This is a genomic window from Aquisalimonas sp. APHAB1-3, from assembly GCF_048323695.1.
Lineage (GTDB): Bacteria > Pseudomonadota > Gammaproteobacteria > Nitrococcales > Aquisalimonadaceae > Aquisalimonas.
Genome location: NZ_JBLWFT010000012.1, coordinates 13,372 through 30,546 on the forward strand (window position 1 = coordinate 13,372; position 17,175 = coordinate 30,546).

Annotated in this window: 19 protein-coding genes; 12 read left to right on the top strand and 7 right to left on the bottom strand. The window is 65.7% G+C overall.

All coding sequences use genetic code 11. The features are described from left to right. Positions 1–43: 43 nt before the first annotated feature. Positions 44–1,006: a DnaJ C-terminal domain-containing protein gene (locus ACNSTU_RS14630; RefSeq protein WP_290634280.1), complete on the bottom strand. Its 963-nt coding sequence runs from the start codon at positions 1,004–1,006 to the stop codon at positions 44–46. Positions 1,007–1,259: 253 nt separating this feature from the next. Between ACNSTU_RS14630 and rpmB the strand changes: the two genes are divergently transcribed. From rpmB to ACNSTU_RS14680, 10 genes are all read left to right on the top strand, one after another. Further along, a complete protein-coding gene (rpmB, locus tag ACNSTU_RS14635; RefSeq protein WP_091646059.1) occupies positions 1,260–1,496 on the top strand; it encodes a 50S ribosomal protein L28 in 237 nt (78 codons plus the stop codon). A gap of 10 nt (positions 1,497–1,506) precedes the next feature. Continuing rightward, on the top strand, positions 1,507–1,662 hold the full coding sequence (gene rpmG, locus ACNSTU_RS14640; RefSeq protein WP_091646057.1) for a 50S ribosomal protein L33: 156 nt from the start codon (positions 1,507–1,509) through the stop codon (positions 1,660–1,662). A gap of 237 nt (positions 1,663–1,899) precedes the next feature. After that, on the top strand, positions 1,900–3,114 hold the full coding sequence (locus ACNSTU_RS14645; RefSeq protein ID WP_290637230.1) for an EAL and HDOD domain-containing protein: 1,215 nt from the start codon (positions 1,900–1,902) through the stop codon (positions 3,112–3,114). A 41-nt stretch (positions 3,115–3,155) separates the two neighbouring features. Then, a complete protein-coding gene (locus ACNSTU_RS14650) occupies positions 3,156–4,091 on the top strand; it encodes an ABC transporter ATP-binding protein (RefSeq protein WP_418212552.1) in 936 nt (311 codons plus the stop codon). Then, entirely contained in the window at positions 4,088–4,846 is a 759-nt protein-coding gene (locus ACNSTU_RS14655) for an ABC transporter permease subunit (RefSeq protein WP_290637226.1), read from the top strand. Before ACNSTU_RS14650 ends, ACNSTU_RS14655 begins: the two co-directional genes overlap by 4 nt. 38 nt (positions 4,847–4,884) lie before the next feature. Further along, entirely contained in the window at positions 4,885–6,234 is a 1,350-nt protein-coding gene (locus tag ACNSTU_RS14660; protein ID WP_290635120.1) for a GldG family protein, read from the top strand. Position 6,235: 1 nt separating this feature from the next. After that, positions 6,236–7,066, top strand: a complete 831-nt coding sequence (locus ACNSTU_RS14665; protein ID WP_290637224.1) for a DUF4340 domain-containing protein — start codon at positions 6,236–6,238, stop codon at positions 7,064–7,066. A 4-nt stretch (positions 7,067–7,070) separates the two neighbouring features. Next, positions 7,071–7,886 carry a bifunctional DNA-formamidopyrimidine glycosylase/DNA-(apurinic or apyrimidinic site) lyase gene (gene mutM / locus ACNSTU_RS14670; RefSeq protein ID WP_290635117.1) on the top strand — a complete coding sequence of 272 codons (816 nt, stop codon included), beginning with the start codon at positions 7,071–7,073 and terminating at the stop codon, positions 7,884–7,886. 180 nt (positions 7,887–8,066) lie between these two features. After that, positions 8,067–8,747 (top strand): polymer-forming cytoskeletal protein, encoded by a 681-nt coding sequence (locus tag ACNSTU_RS14675; RefSeq protein WP_418212553.1) that lies wholly within the window; start codon positions 8,067–8,069, stop codon positions 8,745–8,747. 115 nt (positions 8,748–8,862) lie between these two features. Next, entirely contained in the window at positions 8,863–9,996 is a 1,134-nt protein-coding gene (locus ACNSTU_RS14680) for a hypothetical protein (RefSeq protein ID WP_418212554.1), read from the top strand. Positions 9,997–10,044: 48 nt separating this feature from the next. Here ACNSTU_RS14680 and greB read toward each other — a convergent pair whose 3' ends face one another. Next, complete coding sequence (gene greB, locus ACNSTU_RS14685) at positions 10,045–10,545, bottom strand: transcription elongation factor GreB (protein WP_290635111.1); 501 nt, start codon at positions 10,543–10,545, stop codon at positions 10,045–10,047. Between the two features lie 72 nt (positions 10,546–10,617). After that, a complete protein-coding gene (locus ACNSTU_RS14690; protein ID WP_290635109.1) occupies positions 10,618–11,775 on the bottom strand; it encodes a YncE family protein in 1,158 nt (385 codons plus the stop codon). Positions 11,776–12,002: 227 nt separating this feature from the next. Between ACNSTU_RS14690 and ACNSTU_RS14695 the strand changes: the two genes are divergently transcribed. Beyond that, positions 12,003–12,749 (top strand): flagellar brake protein, encoded by a 747-nt coding sequence (locus tag ACNSTU_RS14695; RefSeq protein WP_290635107.1) that lies wholly within the window; start codon positions 12,003–12,005, stop codon positions 12,747–12,749. A gap of 559 nt (positions 12,750–13,308) precedes the next feature. Here the strand turns inward: ACNSTU_RS14695 and ACNSTU_RS14700 are convergent. Both ACNSTU_RS14700 and ACNSTU_RS14705 read right to left on the bottom strand, forming a co-directional pair. Next, complete coding sequence (locus ACNSTU_RS14700; RefSeq protein ID WP_290635105.1) at positions 13,309–13,929, bottom strand: lysozyme-like domain containing protein; 621 nt, start codon at positions 13,927–13,929, stop codon at positions 13,309–13,311. A 6-nt stretch (positions 13,930–13,935) separates the two neighbouring features. Further along, a complete protein-coding gene (locus tag ACNSTU_RS14705) occupies positions 13,936–14,580 on the bottom strand; it encodes an MlaC/ttg2D family ABC transporter substrate-binding protein (RefSeq protein ID WP_290635103.1) in 645 nt (214 codons plus the stop codon). Between the two features lie 102 nt (positions 14,581–14,682). Between ACNSTU_RS14705 and ACNSTU_RS14710 the strand changes: the two genes are divergently transcribed. Continuing rightward, positions 14,683–14,952, top strand: a complete 270-nt coding sequence (locus ACNSTU_RS14710; protein WP_290635101.1) for a hypothetical protein — start codon at positions 14,683–14,685, stop codon at positions 14,950–14,952. 11 nt (positions 14,953–14,963) lie between these two features. On the opposite strand, the gene ggt is transcribed toward ACNSTU_RS14710, so the two are convergent. Beyond that, complete coding sequence (ggt, locus tag ACNSTU_RS14715; RefSeq protein ID WP_290635099.1) at positions 14,964–16,640, bottom strand: gamma-glutamyltransferase; 1,677 nt, start codon at positions 16,638–16,640, stop codon at positions 14,964–14,966. Positions 16,641–16,665: 25 nt separating this feature from the next. Continuing rightward, the gene (gene coaD, locus ACNSTU_RS14720; RefSeq protein WP_290635097.1) at positions 16,666–17,154 is read right to left on the bottom strand and encodes a pantetheine-phosphate adenylyltransferase; all 489 of its coding nucleotides are present in this window, start codon (positions 17,152–17,154) and stop codon (positions 16,666–16,668) included. Positions 17,155–17,175: the final 21 nt, after the last annotated feature.

Genomic DNA, 17,175 nt, shown 5'->3' on the forward strand with positions numbered 1-17,175 from the left:
GCGGCCGCACCAACCGCGCACGCCCTGTTCAGTCAGCGAGTCGTCATACCGACAGTTTCTCGCGCGGATTCACCGGCATTTCCTCGCGCATCCGCTCGTAGAGCTCCCGTGCCGCGTCCGTCTCCGGTTTCGGCGCAACAATGCTGAGCACCACGTACTGGTCGCCCGGCGGCTTGCCCGGCAGTCCCCGCCCCTTGAGACGGAAGCGCTTGCCGCTGCTCGACCCCGCCGGAATCTTCATGTCGATCCAGCCGCCAAGTGTCGGCACCTGCAGCTTGGCGCCCAGGGCGGCCTCCCACGGGGTAATGGGCAGATCCAGCTCCACGTCTTTGCCGTTCAGGCGGTACTGGCGATGGGGGGCGATGTTGACCTCCAAGTAGAGGTCGCCGCGCTCGCCGCCGCCCATGCCGGGCTGACCCTGCCCGCTGAGCCGGATCTGCCGGCCGTGGGTGATGCCCGCGGGGATTTTCACGCGGACCTGCCGCGGCTCCACCCGTCCGTCGTCGTGACGGGTCTGCAGATTCAGGTTGCGCGACGCGCCGTGATAGGCGTCCTCCAGGGTAATGGTGATTTTCGCGCTCTGGTCCTCCCCTCGCGCGCGAAAGCCGCGGCCGCGTGCCTGATAACCCCGAGCACCGCGGAAGCCGCCCCCTGCGAAGGGGTCTCCACCGCCGAAGATCGATTCAAAGAAGTCGCTGAACGCCGAATCCGCGCCGCCGAATCCGCCGTTGCCGGCGCGGCCACCGCCAAAGTCCCAGCCGGGCGGCGGCCGGAAATCGTCGCCCTGGTGCCAGCCGCTGCCGAGCTGGTCGTAGGTGGCGCGCTTGTCCTTGTCGCCGAGCACTTCATACGCTTCGCTGAGCTCCTTGAAGCGGGCCTCGGCGTCTTTCTCCTCGCTCACGTCCGGGTGATACTTGCGCGCAAGACGCCGGTAGGCCTTCTTGATGTCGGCCTGGCTGGCGTCCCGGTCAACGCCGAGCGTCTTGTAGTAGTCCTTGTACTCCATACGCCCTGTATCACCTTCCACGCATTCCCGGAAGGCCGGTTCGTGCGCCGGCTTCGGCGGGAGTGACAAACGGTTGATTTCGCGCCTAATGGCGCCTTTCCGGAATAGACATAGGGGCATTATCCGGGCTTTCAAGGGGTGACCGGAATGGGCCGATGGGTAACGGATGCCTTGATTGGCGGCGGCGTTACTGGTATAAAACGCGGCTCTCCGTCCCCGAGGACGGCACGAACGAATTCAGGAGGCGGACACCATGTCCAAGGTATGTCAGGTCACGGGCAAGCGCCCGGCCGTTGGGAACAATGTGTCCCACGCGAACAACAAGACCCGCCGTCGGTTCATGCCGAACCTCCAGTACCATCGGTTCTGGGTGGAAAGCGAGCAGCGCTGGGTGCGGCTGCGGGTCTCGACGAAGGGTCTGCGGACCATCGACAAGAAGGGCATCGATACGGTGCTCTCCGAGCTGCGCTCGCGCGGCGAAAAGGTCTGAGGAGGTCGGTATGCGCGACAAGATTCGGATGGTCTCCAGTGCCGGAACCGGTCACTTCTACACGACCGACAAGAACAAGCGGAACACCCCCGGGAAACTTGAAATGAAGAAGTATGACCCGGTTGTCCGCAAGCACGTGATGTACAAGGAAGCGAAGATCAAGTAATCCGGTTCGCCGGACGCCTCCTGACACACAGCGGGCCCGCATTCTCCGGGATGCGGGCCCGCTGTGTGTCTGCGGTTTGCGATGGCCATGATGGTTCGGGCTGAGAACTGGGCCCGTCAGTGGTAGTGTCGGCTTCTGATACCTACGCTAAAACGGCCGGTTGAGCAGAGTCATCAGGATGACCCAGGCACCGCACCATCGTTCTGTCGCAGAGGCCGGGAGGAGGCTCCCGCGCCCATGAGCACTGTCTTCGTCGCCCGGCAGCCCGTCTTCACCCGCGATCTCCGCCTGTATGGCTACGAGCTTCTGTTCCGGGCGGCGGAGGGCGTGCAGCGCGCCGAGGTGATCGACGATGATCTCGCCACCAGCAGTGTTCTGCTCAATACGTTCACCGCAATCGGCCTGCAGGAGGTGGTTGGGCGCTACCCGGCGCTGGTGAACGTCAGCCGTGACTTTCTCGTCCGCGAAGCGCGGGAGCGTACGCTGCCGGCCCGGCGTATCGTGCTGGAACTGCTCGAGAGTATTACTGCCGAGCCCCAGGTCCTGGAGGCCATGGACGCACTGCGCGCGGCCGGATTCACCCTGTGCCTCGACGATTTCGTGCCGTCATCGGAGACCCTGCCGCTACTTGACCACGCGGACATCGTCAAACTCGAGGTGGAGGGCCGGACGCAGGAGGAACTCGCGGCGCTGGTCGAGACGGTGGAGCGCCCCGGGCTGCGGATGCTGGCCGAGAAGATCGAGAACCGGCAGCGTTTCCAGGAGTGCCTGGCGCTCGGCTTCCACTATTTCCAGGGGTATTTTCTCAGTCGGCCGCGCATGGTGCGGGGCTCGTCGGTGCCCGTGCACCGATTGCCGACGGTGCGTCTGCTTGCGGCTATCCAGCGGCCACAGCTCGATGTCGCCGACTTGGAGCGCATCATCGCCACCGATGTGGGGTTGAGCTACCGTCTGCTCCGCTACATGAACTCCGCCTACTACCAGCTCCAGCGCCCCATGGACTCCATCCGCCAGGCGGTGCTCTATCTCGGCACCCAGGAAATGCGGCGCTGGGCGTCGCTGATGGCCATTTCCGCGATGGACGACAAACCGCCCGAACTCATTTCCATGCTCACCGTGCGGGCGCGCATGTGCGAGTTGCTGGGAACGCAGTTTCATAATGGCGACAGCGACACTTATTTCACCATCGGGCTGTTCTCCGGCCTCGATGTGGTGCTTGAGGCGCCACTCAAGGACGTATTGAAGGCGCTGCCCCTGAGCCGCGATCTGCGCGATGCCCTGTTGCGTCGCAAGGGCACCGGCGGCAAGGTGCTTGACTGCGTCCTCCACTACGAGACCGGCGACTGGGACTGGCTGGAACTCAGCGGCTATCCTGCGGCTCAGGTCATCCAGGCGTACCTGGATGCCATTGCATGGTCACGGGATGCCTTTCAGCACCAGTATCCGGACTGAGTGCAGTCGCACAGGACATCGACTCTTAAGGACGGAGCAGCATGACCACCGAACCATTGCTCGTCGCCACCGCACTGGAGCGGCGCTTTGGCCAGCGCGCGGCGGTGGCTGGCATCGACCTGACCCTGGAGCGGGGCGAGGTTCTCGGCCTTCTGGGCCTTAACGGCGCTGGCAAGTCCACCACGCTGGAGATGCTGTGCGGCGTACTCGCACCGAGTGCGGGCGGCATCCGCGTCGCCGGAGTGGATCTGCTGGAGTCCCCGCGGGCGGCCAAGCGCCATCTGGGCTATCTCCCGGAGGTGCCCCCTCTGCAGCCCGATGCCACGGTGCGTGGCTATCTGCGCTGGACGGCGCGCCTGCGGCGTGTGCCCACGCGGGCCGCCTGCGCGGCGGCAGCCGACACGGCTCTGGAGCGCTGTGGCCTCGAAGAGGTTGCCGGCCGGATCATCCGTAACCTTTCCAAGGGTTATCAGCAGCGTGTCGGCATCGCACAGGCCATCGTGCACGACCCGCAGTTGATCGTGCTCGACGAGCCAACGGTTGGCCTCGACCCCCGCCAGGTGCAGGCCATCCGTGCCCTGATTCAGGACCTGAGGCAGGCCCACGGCGTGATCTTCTCCAGCCACATTCTCGCGGAAGTCCAGGCCGTTTCCGACCGAGTCACCATTCTCCACGAGGGGCGTGTCATTCATTCCGGGCCGGCCAGAGGTGATGCGCCGGGGCCGCTGCGGTTCGTGGCGCGGTTCGCGGAGCGACCGGATTTATCGTTGCTGACGGCCATCAGGGGCGTCAGCAGCGTCGATGCCGCGGGCGGCGACGGCGTGCTGCTGGAACTCGACGGCGAGCACGCCCTGGACGGGCTGGTTGCCGCGTCCGTCGCGCGCGGCTGGCGGCTGCGTGAACTGCGGCGCGAGCAGCACACCCTGGAAGACGTGTTCCTGGAGCTGACCCGGGGTGGCGGGGAGGAGGCTGCATGATGGTCCTGCGCATTGCCGCGCGCGAACTGCGGCTGCTGTTCTGCTCGCCGTTGCCGTGGATCCTGCTCGCTGTATGCCAGGTGGTTGCGGCCTGGTGGTTTCTGTCGCTGGTTGAGCAGTTCCAGAGCACCTATCAGCCCATGCTGGTGCGCACCAACAGCCCCATGGGGGTCACGGATCTGGTGCTGATGCCGTTCTTCGGCAGCGTGGTCGTTCTGGGGCTGCTGCTACTTGCCGCGGCGCTGCTTGCCATGCGGCTGATTGCGGAGGAGCGGCGCAGTGGTGGCTTGCACCTGCTTTACGCAGCGCCGCTGAGCGTTACTGAGCTGGTGCTGGGCAAATATCTGGCTGCCGTGGGGTTTCTACTGCTGCTGGTGCTCAGTTGGCTGGCCATGCCGCTGACCCTCCTTGCGGGGACGGAGCTGGATCTCGGCCGCCTTGCCGCCGCCGGCCTGGCGCTTGCGCTGCTTGGCGCGGCGTTTGCCGGGGTCGCGCTGTTTGCGTCCAGTCTCGCCACGCAGCCGGCCGTGGCAGTGGCGCTGACGGCCGGAATTATTCTGGCCCTGGTGGGGCTGGATGCGGCGCTGGACACCGGCGATGCGGTCACACGGTACGTGGCACTGCTGCCGCACTACGAGACGCTCGTGCAGGGACGGGTCGTGTCCACGGACGTGATCTACTTTCTGCTGCTGATCACTGGCTTCCTCGGCTTTACCATCAAGCGCCTGGATGGCCTGCGGCTCCATGCGGGCTGAGTCTGCCGCCGTGGCAGGACGTGAACTGGGACTGATACATGCGGATTGATCGTCGAACGCTGCGCTGGCTGCGCCTCAACAGCTTCGTCATGGGCATAGGCTTCCTCGCCGTGCTTGTTCTCGCGGCATGGCTGAGTACGCGCTACACCGTCGCCGTGGAATGGTCCACCACTGGCGGCGGCGAGTTGTCGGACAGCAGCGTCGAGCTGCTGGAAGGCATGGATGAACCGCTGGAGGTGGTTGCCTTCGTTCGCCCGGACGACTTCCTGGCCGGTCACATCGAGCGCCTGGTCGAGCGGTACCAGCGCCACCACCCCGATCTGCGTTTTCGTGCCATCAACCCGGATGCCCGGCCGGAGCTGGTGCGCCAGTTCGGTGTCGAGGGGCAGGGCGAGATGGTGGTCGAGTACCGGGGGCGTCAGGAGCAGGTCGCCGCACCCAGCGAGCAGCGCCTGAGCGCAGCGATTGGCCGCCTCGCGCATGCAGACGGGCGGCCCGTGGTCTATCCCGTGGAGCACGGCGAGCGTGACCTCGCCGGTGATGCCAACCACGACCTGGGCAGTTTCGGTGGCTACCTGGATGAGCGTGGTCACGAGCTGTCAGCCCTCAATGCCGGCGATGGTGTGCCCGATGACGCCTCGTTGCTGGTGGTGGCCGGGCCCCGCAGTGACTGGGCTCCGCCCCTGCGCGACGCGGTGACCGACTGGGTGGATGCGGGCGGCAACCTGCTGTGGCTGGTGGATGAAGACGACCGCGAACGGCTGGACTTCCTCGCGGAGGCGCTCGGCATCGCCATTCTCCCCGGAATCATCATCGAACCCCAGGCCGAGGCGTTGCTGGGCGTGGACGATCCGCGGCTGCTGTTGCTCGCCGATTACCCTCGGCATCCGGCGCTGGACCGCCTCGACGGCATGGCGCTGTTCGTCGGCGCCCGCGCCCTGGAGCTGGGCGATACCGCTCACGAGCAGTGGCAGGTCAGCCAGTTGCTGCGGAGTGATGAACGCCACTGGATCGAGCTGCAGGACCCGGACAACCCGTCGTTCGACGCCGCGGCCGGAGAACGGCGCGGCCCCCTGAGCGTGGCGCTGACACTGAGCCGGACCGGCGCCAATGACGCCGAACAGCGCGTAGCCGTGGTGGGCGATGCGGATTTTCTCTCCAACGCCTATGTGGGCAACGGCGACAACCTGCAGCTCGGCATGCAACTGGTGGACTGGCTCACCGACGGCAGTGGCGCCGGCGCCATGCCCGGGCGTGCGGCGCCCGATCAGACCCTGGAGCTGACCCGTACGCACACCATCGCCATCGGCGTCGGCCTCCTGCTGGTGCTTCCGGGACTCTGGCTGCTCGGCGCTGGCTGGGCCTGGTGGCGCCGGGTGCGGGGCTAGCATGAGGCGCCGGCTGCTGATCAATCTCGCGGTGGTGGCCCTGGCCGGCCTGCTGGCCGCGGTGGCGTGGCTGGACCTGGAGCGCGGAGACCAGTCCCCGCGGCTCACGGGGCTGAGCCCGGACGAGGTTCGCGTGGTGCGCATCCAGGACGCCGACGGCGAGACGCTGCGCATGGAACGCAGCGGGGAGGGGTGGCTGATCACGGAACCGGTGGAGGCGCCTGCCAGCCAGTTTCACGTCGAGCAGCTGCTGGAGCTCGGCCGGGCGCCCAGTGAACGCCGTTACCCGCTGGATGACGTGGACGCCCGCGAACTCGGGCTCATTCCGCCGCAGATCAAGGTGGCGTTCAACGGCACCGGCATCGGCCTCGGCGATACCGAGCCGATGGACGGGCTGCGCTACGCGGTGGTGGACGACCGGGTCCACCTGATCCCGGATGGGCTCATGCCACTGCTGGACGGGCCGTGGTGGAATTTCCTTGATCGCCACCTGCTGCCGCGCGGTGCCACCGTAACCGCGCTGGAGACCCCGGCGCTGGCCGGGCGAACGGGGGATGACGATTGGCAAGTGGATCGTGGCGATCTGGACGCCGACGAACTCGCCGAACTGGCCGCCGCCTGGAGCGAAGCCGAAGCCCTTGTGGCGCGGCCCCTGGACGATCCGCCGGACGTCGATGCCCCGGACGTGCGCCTGTGCCTCGATGAGGGCAGAGAGCGGCGGTTCGTCGCCACGGAGGAATCGGGCGAGATCCGCCTGGTCGACATGGATTCCCGCGTCGCCTACGTGCTGCCCGAGCACGTCCGCGGTTACCTCCTGGACGGTCGCGAGTAGACGCATGCCGGAACTGCCCGAGGTTGAAACCACCCGCCGCGGCGTCGAGCCCCACGTTACCGGCCGCACCATTACCGATGTGGTCGTGCGCGACCCGCGGCTGCGCTGGCCGGTGGCGGCCGATCTGCCCGACGCCCTGCGCGGGCGGGTGGTCCGGCGCGTCGATCGGCGCGCCAAGTACCTGCTCTTTCGCGCCGCGCCGGACACGCTCATCCTGCATCTTGGCATGTCCGGAAGCCTGCGGGTCGTGGAGGCGGGCACCCCGGCCGAGCCGCATGCCCATGTGGATGTGCTGCTGGATTCCGGCCAGGTGCTGCGCTACGTCGACCCGCGCCGGTTCGGCAGCCTGCTTCTGGCGCCGGGGGATGGGGCGGCCCATCCATTGCTGGCCCGCCTCGGGCCCGAACCGCTGGGTGACGCATTCACCGGCGCCTGGCTCTACGCCCGCTCCCGCGGCCGTCGGCAGGCGGTGAAAGCGTTCATCATGGATGCAGCGACCGTAGTCGGCGTAGGGAACATCTACGCGGCTGAGGCGCTTTTTCGCGCGGGGATCCACCCGGCGCGGGCGGCGGGTCGCGTGGGGCGTGCCCGTTACCACCGACTTGCCGACGCCATCCGTGCCGTTCTCGGTGACGCCATCGAGGCCGGCGGCACGACCCTGCGCGATTTCGTGGGCAGTGGCGGCAATCCCGGTTACTTCCGGCAGTCACTGTCGGTCTACGGTCGGGCCGGGGAGCCATGCCCTGCCTGCGGGACGGTGTTACGGTTGATGCGGGTCGGCCAGCGGAGCACATGTTACTGTCCGGTCTGTCAGCGTTGACGTTGCGATCGAGGGTGCATGTGTCGCAAACCGCGAATGATTGGCCCGATAACCCGGGCCGCTGTGATCCATGCCACATTCCCGACCGGACGATAAGCGTAGGCTGACGAGTCTGGATAATCGGATGCGATCGTCGACGCGACCGCTTAAGCATAGAGACGAGTGAGGAGCCAGCGTGCCATGGGGCTTTTCGGCAAGAGCGGCAAAGAGACCAAACGCCGCGGCGGCGGGACGACAATCATTGCCACCGGGACAACCCTCGTCGGGGAGCTGAAACCGGAAGGCAACCTGCACATTGATGGCCGTATCGAGGGCAATATCCGCTCGGAGTACGACGTCTCCATTGGTTCGGATGGCAGCTTCGAGGGCGACATTCAGTCTCACCGCATGGTGGTCAGCGGCTTCGCCCGCGGCCGTATCGAGTGTGACAGCCTCGAAATCGTCGAGCAGGGCAAAGTGCTCGGTGAAGTCTCCAGCCGCGCCTTCGTGATCGAGCCCGGCGGTCAGTTCCTGGGCGAAAGCCGTTCCACGGATCAGGAGGCGGTTGCTGCGCTGAGTCACTGGAAACAGAAGAGCGGCGCGTCGGCATCGGAGGAGCGGGCGGACGTGGTTGCGCCCGGACCGGAGCCCGACCCGGAACCGGAGCCGCCGGTGGATATTTCACCGGAGCCCGAGCCGGACGTGGCCGCCGCGGTCCCGGAAAGTGAGCACGCGGCAGAGCCGGATATCGGCCCGGCCCTGGGGGATGAAGACCGGCAGCCAGGCGCCGATGACGGTGCCGAGCCCGGCCGCGCCCAGGATCGGGACGACCCGCGCCAGGGGCGTGACTGGGTCGCTCAGGGTGAACGGCGGTGGCGATAACGTCGTTTGAAGTTTAGGATCGGGGGGGCCGGGGCCTGTGACGGTTCGTCCGACGCGCAAACGTCGCTGAATGGAACCGCAGGCCAAACGGAAGCAGACAATCGGGGGTGACGCTGTGGAACGTGTAATTGGACTCGATATGGGTTACGGGTTCATCAAGGCCAACGATGGCCGCGATGGAGTCCGTTTCCCCAGTGTGGTCGGCCATGCCGGTGGCGGGGGGCCCATGTCACTGGGTTTCCAGAAGCCGGATCCGACCAGCGATCTCCGGATCACCGTGGGTGGCAAGAGCTTCTTCCTGGGGGATCTGGCCATCCGCCATTCGCGCATCGCCCACCGCGGACTGTCCGCGACGCGTGCCGAAGGCGACGACCTGCGCATCCTGTTCCTGGGTGCGCTGAGTATGTTCTGCCGGGAGTCAATGAACGACTTCCAGGTGGTCACCGGTCTGCCGCCAGGGCGCATGCATCTGGCCGACGACCTGGTCTCGCAGTTGCGCGGCGACCACACCGTCACCCGTCACGTGGGCCGCAACCGTCAGGATCTCAGTATCCGCCTCGACCAGGTGGAAGTGGTGCCCCAGCCGCTGGGCACGTTCTGGTCCGAAGTGCTGGACAGCCGCGGACAGCTGCGTGGTGATTCCAATCTCCTGCGCGGCCGCGTCGGCATCATCGACGTCGGCTTCCGCACCACGGACTTCGCCACGATCGTCGAAGGCGAGTACGCGCCGGCCTGGAGCCGGACCGTGCCGCTGGGCATCTCCACCGGGTATGACACGCTCGCCGCCTCCCTGGCTACGCAGTACGGCCTGGAACGCGAGCCGTACACGCTGGACCAGGCGGTGATCGATGGCGAAGTGAATGTCTCCGGCCGTCGGGTGGATATCACCGACCTGCGCGATCAGATCCTCGGTGAAGTGGCCACCAAGCTGATGGTGGAACTGCAGTCCCTGTGGCAGCTGACCGAGTACGATGCCGTGCTGCTGACCGGCGGTGGTGCCCACGTGCTGGAGCGTTATCTGCGTCCGCAGGTCCCCCAGAGCGTGATGGTAAGCGATCCGGTGACCGCCAATGCCCGTGGGTACATGGCCTGGGGCACCTACCAGAATCTCGACGTGCAGCCGGAAGCCCAGACCACCAGCGGTGGCGGGTTCAGTACCGATGCGGCGAACCAGCCGGCGTCCAGCAATTACGAGGCGTCGCGATTCCAGCCCGAAGAGCGCGCATCGGGCGATTTCCGCCGCGAGTAAGGACTTGGCTGACAGTGCCCGGGCCGCAGGCCGCTGCCCGGGTAGTTGCTATGGGGAGTACTGCACGTCGACGATGAGGTAGTGCGCTTCGCCGTCCGGCAACGGCACGGTGACCTCGTCATCGACGGTTTTCCCAAGCACTGCTCGTGCCACTGGCGCATCGACGCTGATGTAGCCGGCATCCGCATTGAATTCATCCGGGCCGACGATGCGGTAACGAACACGCTCGCCGTCGTCATCCTCAAGGGTGATCCAGGCACCGAAGTGGATCCGTGACGGGCTGGCTGGCGTCTCCTGCACCACCGTGAGCTCGTCCAGGCGCTTGCTGAGATAGCGCACGCGACGATCGATCTCGCGGAGCTGCTTCTTGCCGTAGATGTACTCCGCGTTTTCTGAACGATCTCCCATGGCGGCTGCTTCCTGCACGGCCCGGGTTACCTCCGGGCGACGTACGCGCCAGAGCCAGTTCAGTTCCCGCTCCAGTTCGCGCCAGCCTTCGCGGGTGATGTAGGGGGACTTGCGGTGCTGTGGTGGGCGATGGCGGCTCATGTCCACTCTTGGCGGTTGCCTGATGCAGGCGCGGGATGCCGGTCAGCGGCACCCCGCGTCCGGTTGGCGTAGTCAGTCGATGACTCGTACGCCGATGCCGTGGAAGTCGCTGTCCTCATTGCCCTCGGCGGGCTGGATGATATCAACGATTTCAAGGGTCTCCACGTCCAGGATGGAGAAGCCAGGGGTCGAGCCTTTGGCGATATGTGGCATGGACACGGGGTTGGGGCCGCGCAGGGTGATGAACGCGTACCGCGAGTCCGGGGAGAAGTCCAGGATGTCCGGCGTCTCGCCCGTGTCGGGGATGGTGTCCCGAATCTCCAGCGTGTCCGCATCGATCACGATACCGTCGGAGCTCGCCCGGTTGACCATCCAGATGGCGTCGCCGTTTGGCACGTTGCGCACGCCGTGGGCGTCGATGCCCTGGCTCACGTTCGAGGCGGCCACCTCCAGCGTGTCCACATCAAGCGCATACCACAGGCCGGTTGCGGCGCCTCCCCCGTTGACGATCATGTGCTGCTCGTCCGGTGTAAGCATGGTGCCGCAGTTGACCTGGAGTTCGTTCGGCGAGAACACCGCGTCCAGGGTCATGCTCTCCGTGTCCATGACCACCAGGCCGCCGTTGTCCAGGTCCGGGCCCAGAGTGATGAATGCCCGTGAGCCGTCGGCCGTGGTGTCGTGGCAGATGGCGGCGACGTCGTTGAAATCGCCCTCGCGTTCCTGAAAAGTCGGGTCGTCGGCGATGACCAGTTCGCGCTCGATGGCGAAGCGTTCATTGTCCAGATCAGAGGAAACCTCGACCACCTTTCCGTCGCGCTCCACGTCCGGTGAGCCGATGACGTCCACGAGAATGGCGCTGTCGTCGGGGAGGAAACCGGCCATGTGGCTGCGCGGCCCGGTTTCGATAATGTCGACAACGCGGTAGTCTTCCGTCCGGATCACGGCGATGTTGCCGGTGGCCACGTTGGCGACCGTCGCGTACCGGTAGTCGGAGCTGAAGTCGATCATGTGCGGCACTTCCATGCCGTGGGCGCCGAAGTTGATGCGAGCCACTTCCTTGAGGTCCTGATCGTAGATGTGCGCCTTGTGGGTCCCCTGGTCCAGGGCCCAGATCTCGTAGCGTGCACTGTCGGCGGATGCCGACTGGAGACCGGCACCAGCGACGATTGCCGCGAGCGCGAGTGAGCCCAGTCCTTGCTGAGCCAGTCTGGGGGGAGTGTAAGTGTGCATGCCCTCTCCTGTTGCGTGGTCTGGTTCGTTTATCATTGCCGGGCGGACTTCACGGAAATGTATCGTTCAAGCCACCAGAATACACGCGCTGAAGCGCTTAAACTGGTTTTTCAAGTATAGGTTCTGCGTCTGCTGACGATAAAGGGCCAGACGCGCCGCCGGATGCGCCATCGAAGCGCGCCAGGCATTGCACGGCGGGATGCATCACGAGATAGGGGGCAGAGGAAATGATTGAAGAGGGCAGCGCATCCGAGGACAGTGATCGGTTCACGCTCACGGAGCAGCCGGACATTGTCGCTGTATTGCGTCAGTTGGCGCGCCGGCCGGAGCTGATTACGGCCTGTTTCAATCAGGGCAAGGAGAGTTTCAATACCGCTGTGGTCCGCGTCGACGCCGATCGGGGCGAGATTGATCTGGATCCCGGTCCGGAGCCCGCAGTGAACCGGCGTGCGCTCGCGGCGGGCACACTGGTCTGCATGGCGCGGGAGAACAACGTCAGCGTGCGGTTCCGGCTCAATGCCGTGCGGGAGAAGGAAGGGCGGGATGGCACGGTCTTCCGCGCGGCGCTACCGGACAGCCTCTATCGTCTGCAGCGCCGGGAGTATTTCCGCGTGCCCACCGCCGTGGCGAAGCCTGTGACCTGCCGGATTCCGGCTCCGGATGGCGAGACACACACGTTCCGCGCCATGGACCTCAGTCTCGGGGGGGTTGGCATCATTGATGCTTCAATGGATCTGTCGCTGAGCATGCGCGATGTCTTCGGTCAGTGCGAAGTGGAGATTCCCGGGAGCAGCCCGCTGGTCATGGATCTGGAAGTGCGAAACATTTCGCGACACATGTTCCGTGACGGCACGGTCGGTCGCCGTGTCGGGCTGGCCTTTCGCAACCTCTCGACCAACGGCAGCACCCTGCTGCAGCGCTATCTGCAGCGACTCCAGATTGCCCAGCGGGGTGCGCAACCCGATTTCGACTGAAATGCTGTGACAGTCTGTCCGTCAGCCGAGCCGACATGTCTCCGTTTGGAGACAGTAAAATAAACAATAGAAACAGCTAGATATGCCACTGGCCCGGAAATGTGTTGCCAATACTTGACACTCCGGGCCATACCCTCCTGTCTGCCGCTATTCAAGTATCTGTTTTTGAGTGTCTTTTTTTTCTGGCACGCGATGTGCTTACCAGGTAAGTGCCATCGCCTGGTCGTCGTGGCCCGCCTCAGTGTATGCCCTGCTACCACGACGACTTTGTGACCTTCGGTGTCCCGCGCACCCATCACCGTTGGTCACCAGGCAGCGCGTCTGCCCACCCTGACGCGTGAACCTTGCCCCCGTCTCTCGACGGGGGTTTTTTTTGTCCGCGATCACCTGCTGTGATCCGTGAATGAATGTGACCTGCCCGCGTTTGATGGTGGACGTAAACGTCCACCTACGCCTTGTGAGGGGCGTGAAACGTCGATCCACGCCTATCACGAGGGGGGTACGTGTAGGGTGGACCTTCAGGTCCACCAATAATCGGCGCGGGCGATGGCGTATCCGTTCACGGATCGCAGAACGGTCCGATCTCCCAGAACCGCCGGCACTGGAAGCGCTCTTCGCAGGCCTGCAACTGCTGCTCGTACTGGATCGCCGTGCGTTCAACGCGATTGGCCGCGCGGTCCAGGGTGTCGTTGTGTTCCCAGTTCCGGCGGCGGTAACCGGCGTGACCCTCGTGGTAGGCGAGGTAGAGGTGGCGGGGGTTGTTCTTGCTGATGCCGAGCCGGTCCTGGGTGTTCTGGTTATACCAGCCGACGAAGTCGAGAGCGTGCCTCATGTTCGTGCGGCGCGAGAACAGCGTGCCCCGCTCCTCCTGATACTCGCCCCAGACGGGGTTCTGCGCCTGAGCGAAGCCGTAGGCGGTGCTCGGGCGGCGCCAGGGGATGAAGCCCAGCAACCGGGTCCGTGGCGGCCGGGCATCGTGCCGGAACGACGACTCCTGCCGGATAAAGGCCATCTGCGTGGCGATAGGCAGCCCCCAGCGCTCTTCCGACTCGCGCGCATAGTCATACCAGCGCGGCTGATGGTCGAAGATATGGCACAGGTTGTCCGTGCGGTCCGGGGGTGTGGTGCCGCAGCCGGCAAGCAGGAGCGTGACGGTAGCGACCAGAGCGGCTGCACGCATGAGGCCCTACCGGCGTCGCTCGTTTCGTGCCTCGAGCCGGCTGACCAGCCCCTCGACACCGTCCCGGCGGATGGCACTGCCGTACTCCTGCCGGTAGTTCGTGACAAAACTGATGTTCTCGATCACCACGTCGTAGACGAGCCAGCCGTGCGCCTCCGTCTCGATCATGCGGTAGTGGACGGGCACGGACGTACCGTCGAATCGCAGCGTGGTCCGCACAGTGACGCGCCCGTGCTGATCCGGCTCCGATACCCGATCGATGCGCAGGATGTCGCCAGCGCCGCGTCCGTCCACCATGTCCAGGGCTTCATCGATATTGTCCGCGAGCATCCGCGAGTACGTGCGGACCACGTGCTCCTGGAAAGCGGCGACGAACCGCTCCTGCTGTTGTTCGTCCGCGTCGCGCCAGTGCCGCCCGAGTATCAACCGGCTCATCAGCTCGAAATGCACCCGCGGGGAGAGCACCTCGTCGATGAGGGCCTCGCCCACCGATGGATCCTCGGCGATGGCCTCATGGTGCTCGAGCAGGCTGTTGAGCGAGGCGCGGAACGTCTCTTCGACAACGGATTCCGGGGACTTGGTCACCGCGATGGCGGGCCATAGGACAATGAGCAGAACGATCAGCGGCTTGAACAGGGGTCCGTGTTGCATCGGTGACTCCGTTGGGCGGTGGCCGGAGGCGAGGGCGGTTGATTTTCGCCATCGCCCATGCCGGTCTATACTGGATCCGGAAAGGCTGTCAGGTGCCTCATTATGCTCGATGTTTACGTTTACTACCCGCGCGGGCCGAATCTCTCGCCGCCGCGCCAGCTGGGGCAGGTGCAGCAGACCCTGCGCTACGCGGATGACGGCGTACTGCCCCGGGACCGGACGCCCGGGCGTGAGGCCATTGAAGAATGGAATCGTGCGACACGGAAATCGTTGTCACGTGGCGACGTGGTCGATGATGACGCGCCGCCGGACGCGTCCGGCGGCGGAGACGATGATCGCCAGGGTGGCGATCACATTGACACCTACGCCTGACGAGTCCTGGCTTACTCCCCGGTGACCCGCGCTTCGCCGCCGCCGCGGGGATCGCTGGCTGCGTCCATGACGCCGTCCACACGATTCCAGAAGACCACCTGCATGTCTCCGTACCGACGCAGCATGGGCCGCACGGTATGGCCCTTGGCGGTCAGGGCGCGACGGGTCTGCACGGAAATGGCGCCGGGCTCGTGCTCAATCTTGTCCGGCAGGTACTGGTGGTGGAAGCGGGGGCGGGCGACCCACTGCTCCGGCTCCAGGCGGTCCGCGAAGCTGATCACTCCCAGCAGCACCTGCGTGATGATACGGCTGCCGCCAGGACTGCCGATGACCGCAACCCGGTCGTCCGACTCGACGAAGGTTGGCGTCATGCTCGACAGCGGGCGCTTCCCCGGCTCGATGGCGTTCGCCTCACCGCCGACCAGGCCGTAGGCGTTGGGCTTGCCGGGCTGGCTGGCGAAATCGTCCATCTCGTTGTTCAGCAGCACCCCGGACCCCGGCGGCATGAAGCCGGAGCCGAACGGGTAGTTGATCGACAGGGTGGCACCGACGCGGTTGCCCTCGCCGTCAATGATGGAGAAGTGGGTCGTGTCCTCCCCTTCGCGGTCCGGGTCGGGCAGGTCCTCGCTGGGCGTGGCCTTGTCCAGTTGCAGATCGGCTCCGATCGCCTCCGCATGGGCCATGCTGGTCAGGCGGGCAACGGGAATGTCGACGAAATCCGGATCCCCGAGGAAGAGCTGTCGGTCACGGTAGGCGCGGCGCATGGCCTCCACCTTCAGGTGGATGCGCTCGGCTTCCGGTTTGTTGCGCAGCTCGTGCTGGGAGAGGATGTTGAGCATGGTCATGAGGCTGATGCCGCCGGCGGATGGCGGCGCGGCGGCCGTGATGCGCAGGCCCTGGTATGTGCCTTGGATCGGCTCCCGCTCGACCACCGCGTAGTCCGCCAGGTCGTCCATGCTCCAGATGCCGCCCGCCTCGTTGGTCCCCCGGACCAGCCGCTCGGCCACGTCTCCCTGGTAGAACCCCTCCAGCCCGTCGCGCGCGATCCGCTCCAGCGTCAGCGCCAGATCGGTCTGCACGATGGTGTGGCCTTCCTCCGGGACCTCGCCGTCGTCCAGCAGGACCGCGGCTGCGGCGGGGGAGTCACGCACGGCATCCAGGCGGAACCGCATCATGCGCCGGTAGTGCTCGCCCACCTCGAAGCCGTCACGCGCGTAGCGGATGGCGGGCTCCAGGTTGGTGGCCAGGTCCAGCTCGCCGTAGTCGTCGGTGATGTGCACCAGTGCGGCCGGGGTGCCTGGGATGCCCGCGGCCAGCGGACCGTCCAGGGAGTCGCGGCCGCGCACCTCGCCGGATTCGTCCAGGTACATGTCCCGTGTCGCCCGGCCCGGCGCGGTTTCACGGCCATCCACCATGGTCTGGAAATCGTCCGCTTCCCGGTGCAGGAGCCAGAAGCCGCCGCCACCGATCCCCGAGCCGTAGGGTTCCACCACGGCGAGGGCCGCCGTCGCGGCCACTGCGGCGTCAAAAGCATTGCCGCCCTGGTCGAGTATCTCCACTGCCGCCTGCGTGGCGAGCGGGTGCGCCGTTGCCACCGCTGCCCCCGGCGGCGTGGCGGCGAACGCCTGTGCGCTGGTGAAAAACAGTGCGGCAGTGGCAATGATCCCGGCCAGTCTGGCGCGTACCATGCAGTCACTCCTGGGGTTGTGAAATTCAGCGCCGCAGTCGGGCGATCAGCGCTTCGGCGACCTTGGGATGCACGAACTTCTCGATGTCGCCGCCCAGCGCGGCCACTTCGCGGACCAGGCTGGAGGAGATGTAGGCGTACTGTTCCGCGGGCGTCAGGAAGACCGTCTCCACGTCCTGGATCAGCTGGCGGTTCATGCTCGCCAGCTGGAATTCGTACTCGAAGTCCGACACGGCGCGCAGGCCGCGCAGGATGACCTGCGCGTTCTCGGCGGCGACGAAGTGGGCGAGCAGCGTATCAAACGCCTTGACCTCGATGTTCGGCACATGATCCAGGGCAATCCGGGCCAGTTCCAGCCGCTCATCGTTGGAGAACGCTGGCTTCTTGCTGGGGCTGGGAAATGCGGCGACGCCGATGATCAGGCGGTCGAACAGCTTGGACCCCCGCTCCACCAGGTCGATGTGACCGTTGGTGATGGGGTCGAAGGTACCCGGATAGATGGCTGTAATGGTCATGCGCTCGCCCTTTGTCCTGAA